This is a genomic window from Streptomyces sp. ICN903, from assembly GCF_022015835.1.
In the GTDB taxonomy this organism is placed as follows: domain Bacteria; phylum Actinomycetota; class Actinomycetes; order Streptomycetales; family Streptomycetaceae; genus Streptomyces; species Streptomyces fenghuangensis.
Window position 1 is genome coordinate 1 of sequence record NZ_JAKMAY010000584.1, and the last position, 1149, is coordinate 1149.

Annotated in this window: 1 protein-coding gene; it reads right to left on the reverse strand. The window is 76.8% G+C overall.

Features of this window, described 5'->3' with window-relative positions; translation table 11 throughout:
• Nucleotides 1-1016, reverse strand: a 1016-nt coding sequence (locus L7D48_RS28955; RefSeq protein ID WP_308312368.1) for a protein kinase, incomplete at its 3' end; no start/stop codon positions are given.
• Nucleotides 1017-1149: the final 133 nt, after the last annotated feature.

Here is a 1149-nt window from a genome sequence, read left to right on the forward strand (position 1 = left end):
GTACCGGGACCGGGCGGGGGCGCGGAGGGCCGTACGACCACCGTGGGCGCCGGGCCCGGCGCCGGCCTCGGGTCCGCGGCCCGGCCGCGCGGCGGCCAGGGGGCCATGGGTTCGCGGAACGGGCGGGTCGGGTCCAGCGGCAGGGCGGGGCCGCCCTGCCCCGGCCGGGGCAGCAGCGGCGCGAGGGCGGCGTACACCTCATGGGCGTCCGCGGGGCGCCCCTCGGGCTCCTTGTCCAGCAGCCGCCACACCAGCGCGTCCAGCTCGGCGGGCGCGTCCGGGCGCAGCTCGCGTACCCGCGGGGGCGTGTGGTGGAGCTTCTTGTACAGCAGCCCGGTCGGCTCCGGGGCGTCGAAGGGGACCTGGCCGGTGAGGAGTTCGTACAGCAGCACGCCCAGCGCGTACAGGTCGGAGCGGGGGCCGACGGGGCTGCCGCCCATGGCCTGCTCGGGCGCCATGTAGACGGGGGTGCCGATGAGGGAGCCGGTGCGGGTCAGCCGGGTGGTGTCCCCGGCCGACCGCACGGCCGCGATGCCCAGGTCGAGGATGACCACCCGGCCGTCGGGCCGCACGATGGCGTTGCCCGGCTTGAGGTCCCGGTGGACGATGCCGACCTCGTGCACGGCCGCCAGGGCCGAGCACATCTGGGCGGCGACGGCCACGGCCCACTGCGGCGGGTAGGGCTCCCGCTCGGCGAGGTGGTCGCGCAGGTCGCTGCCCTCCAGTCGCTGCATCACCAGGTACAGCTCGTCGCCGTCCCGGCCCGCGTCGTGGACGGCGACCAGGCCGGGGTGGTCGATCTGGGCGGTGACGCGGCACTCGCGCTCGAACCGCTCGCGCAGCTCCTCCGGGTCCGTACCGCCGGACAGGGAGGCGACCTGCCCGGAGTGCATCAGCTTCACGGCGACCCGGCGGCCGCCGAGGCCGAGGTCGTGGCCGCCCCAGACCTGGCCCATGGCGCCCCGGCCCAGCGGTTCGGTCAGCTGGTATCGGTCGGAGATCAGGCGCCCGTTCACCGGCCGTACCGCCCGTCGCCGCCGTGCCCGTCCTCGTGCCCGTCGCGCTTGCGCAGCAGCTCGCCGAGTTCGTCCAGTTCGGAGGCGACCTGGCGCATGCGCGGCGACTGCGGGGGCTGTACGGGCGGGGACT